Consider the following 3,148-nt stretch of genomic DNA (forward strand, 5'->3'; position numbering starts at 1 on the left):
TTGGGGGCTGAGGTTTATTATTTCAGCCGTACCCGTAAGCCGGATGCCGAGGCCGCCGGTATCGCTTACCTGCCTTTGCGGGAGTTGCTGCCGGAGGTGGATATTTTATGTACTTGCTTGCCTCGTAATACGATTCTTCTGGGGGCGGGTGAGTTTCGTTTGTTCGGTAATCTGAAGATATTGATCAATACGTCGGTAGGGCCGACTTTCCGTGTCCCGGATTTACAACGTTGGCTTAGCGCCCATAAGCGGAATTTCTTCTTATGCGATGAGGTGGGTATCGGGAACTACGCGGATACCTTGACGCAATTCGATAATGTCATATATACCCCGAAAGTCTCCGGCCACTCGGAGCAATGTATGGAGCGATTGTCGCAAAAGGTAATAGCGAATATCGAAAGCTATCTAAATTGACATGACCCTGTGTCAAAACTCTTGGTGGTCTATCTTTTAGACGCAGATGACGCAGATGACACGGATTTATTTTATTCTTATCCGTGTTATCCGTGTCATCTGCGTCAAAACTTATCTATTTTCTTTCTCGATCTGCTCCTGAACGATAGCGTCTACGACAGCTACGGTAGTCAGGTTCACGATATCACGGGTAGAGCTTTCTACGTCGGTGAAGTGGATCGGTTTGTTCAATCCCATCTGGATCGGGCCGATCGTCTCGGTGATACCCAGCGTATCCAATAGCTTGTATGCGCTGTTGGCGGAGCTTAGGTTCGGGAAGATCAAGGTATTCACGTCTTGCCCTTTCAGCTTGTTGAACGGGTACATATCGTCGCGCAACTTCTTGTCGAGGGCGAAGTTTACTTGCATCTCTCCGTCTACTACCATGTCCGGGTATGTCTTATGTAAGAAGTCGATCGCCTCGTGCACCTTCAGCGGACTGCCCTGCTTGTCGGAACCGAAGTTCGAGTAAGAGAGCATCGCCATCACCGGCTCGTGAGCGAAGAACTTCACGGCGTCGTGCGTCAGGCGGGCGATATCGATCAATACCTCGGCCGACGGGTGACGGTTGATCAGCGTATCGGCCATGAAGAAGGTACCCTTCTTACAAGTCAGGATGTTCAAGGCACCGAAATGCTTGTAACTCGGGCGGATGCCGATGATCTGTTCCGCCATCTTTGTAACCTCCGAGTAGCGGCTGTATACACCCGTCACGAAAGCGTCAGCGTCGCCGGTAGCCACCATCATCATACCGAACGCATTACGGTCTACCATCTTCTCGCAAGCCTCTGAGTAAGTCACGCCCTCGCGCGCCTTCTTGTCGGTAAGGATACGGGCGTAGCGGTGGCGGCGTTCCGTCTCGCGGTCGTGGCGGAGGTTGACGATCTCGATACCGTCCAGACTGATATTCTCCTCGGCGGCGATCTTGGCCAGACGCTCCTCGTTACCCAGCAAGATCGGGAAACAGATACCTTCCGCTTTCGCCTCGGCGGCGGCTTTCAGCATATTCACGTGGTTCGCCTCGGCGAATACCACCCGTTTCGGGTTCGCTTTCGCCATATCGGTGAACGAGCGCAAGAGTTTATTATCGTACCCCATCATCTCACGTAAATGGTTGGCGTAGCCCTCCCAGTCGGTGATCGTCTTGCGAGACACGCCCGAGTCGATAGCGGCTTTCGCCACGGCGCAAGATACACGGGTCAGCAAGCGGGGATCGAGCGCTTTCGGAAGGATATAGTCGCGTCCGAAAGTGGTTCGTTTCAGCTTATAGGCGGCGTTCACCACGTCGGGGACAGGCTCCTTGGCAAGGTCGGCGATGGCGTAGACGGCGGCCCGCTTCATCTCCTCGTTGATCGCCTTGGCGTGCGTATCCAAGGCGCCGCGGAAGATATAAGGGAATCCCAGCACGTTGTTGATCTGGTTCGGATAGTCGGAACGTCCGGTAGCGAAGATGATATCGTCCCGCGAGGCCATAGCGTCGGCGTAGGAGATCTCCGGGTTCGGGTTCGCCAAGGCGAATACGATCGGGTCGGCATTCATGCTACGTACCATCTCCTTGGTCAATACGTTCGCCACGGAGAGGCCCAAGAATACGTCGGCTCCCACCACGGCCTCCTGCAAGGTCTTGATCGGACGGTCGGTAGCGAACTCCCGCTTGGCGGCGTTCAAGTCCGGGCGACTGGTAGAGATGACGCCCTTGCTGTCGCACATGACGATATTCTCCTTGCGCGCTCCCAGCATCACGTACAGTTTCGTACATGAGATGGAGGCGGCTCCGGCGCCGTTCACCACGATCTTCACGTCCTCGATCTTCTTGCCGGCGATCTCCAAGGCGTTGATCAGCCCGGCGCCGGAGATGATTGCCGTACCATGCTGGTCGTCGTGCATGACGGGGATATCCAGCTCGTTCTTCAGGCGAGTCTCGATCTCGAAACACTCCGGTGCCTTGATATCCTCCAAGTTGATTCCTCCGAACGTGGGCGAGATCGCCTTCACGGTCTGGATAAACTTCTCCGGATCTTTCTCGTTCACCTCGATATCGAATACGTCGATGCCTGCGAATATCTTGAATAGCAATCCCTTGCCTTCCATCACCGGCTTACCGGCCAAGGGACCGATATCGCCCAGCCCGAGTACGGCGGTACCGTTGGAGATTACGGCTACCAAATTACCTTTCGCCGTATATTCGTACGCGTCCAGCGGATTCTTCTCGATCTCCAGACACGGCTCGGCTACGCCCGGCGAATAAGCCAGGGATAAATCCGTTTGCGTGCTATGAGGCTTTGTCGGGATAACCTCGATCTTACCCGGTTTGCCCTCGGCATGGTACCGAAGGGCCTCCTCTTTTGTAATCTTTGCCATAGGTATGTTTATTAATTATGTTGTTCCTATTTAAAACCACCGCAAAAGTAACAAATTATTATGAGTTTACTAGGTTTTGCTTACAAATAGTTTTTTCAAGAAAGTGCGAATAGTAATCCGGTTTTAACTTGTGAGAGTGGAACTCTATTGTTATATTTGAAGATTTAATAATCAGGGCCTCCATCCAAGAGAGACCTATAAATCTATTTATCATGGCAATACTAGTAAAACCCGTGCAACGAATAAACCCTTTGGACAAGGAAGCGCCTAAGAAATGGTATGTAACTCAAGTAACTACCGCCCAAGCGGACGAGACCGAGGTAGCGATGGAACT

At 52.7% G+C, this 3,148-nt stretch carries 2 protein-coding genes; one reads left to right on the forward strand and one right to left on the reverse strand.

Annotated elements, in window-relative coordinates; translation table 11 throughout:
- The coding region (locus tag QVP94_RS06855; protein ID WP_288213198.1) for an NAD(P)-dependent oxidoreductase at positions 1 to 414 on the forward strand (414 nt) is incomplete at its 5' end.
- A gap of 111 nt (positions 415 to 525) precedes the next feature.
- On the opposite strand, the gene QVP94_RS06860 is transcribed toward QVP94_RS06855, so the two are convergent.
- Positions 526 to 2,814, reverse strand: coding sequence for an NADP-dependent malic enzyme (locus QVP94_RS06860; RefSeq protein ID WP_022192243.1), 2,289 nt, complete (start codon positions 2,812 to 2,814; stop codon positions 526 to 528).
- Between the last annotated feature and the right edge of the window lie 334 nt (positions 2,815 to 3,148).

It is taken from the genome of Parabacteroides sp. CAG:2, assembly GCF_000436315.1.
GTDB classification, from domain to species: Bacteria; Bacteroidota; Bacteroidia; order Bacteroidales; family Tannerellaceae; genus Parabacteroides; species Parabacteroides distasonis.

Excerpts from the sequence above, each read along its gene's own strand:
- QVP94_RS06860 (WP_022192243.1), bottom strand. The coding sequence starts at position 2,814 with ATGGCAAAGATTACAAAAGAGGAGGCCCTTCGGTACCATGCCGAGGGC.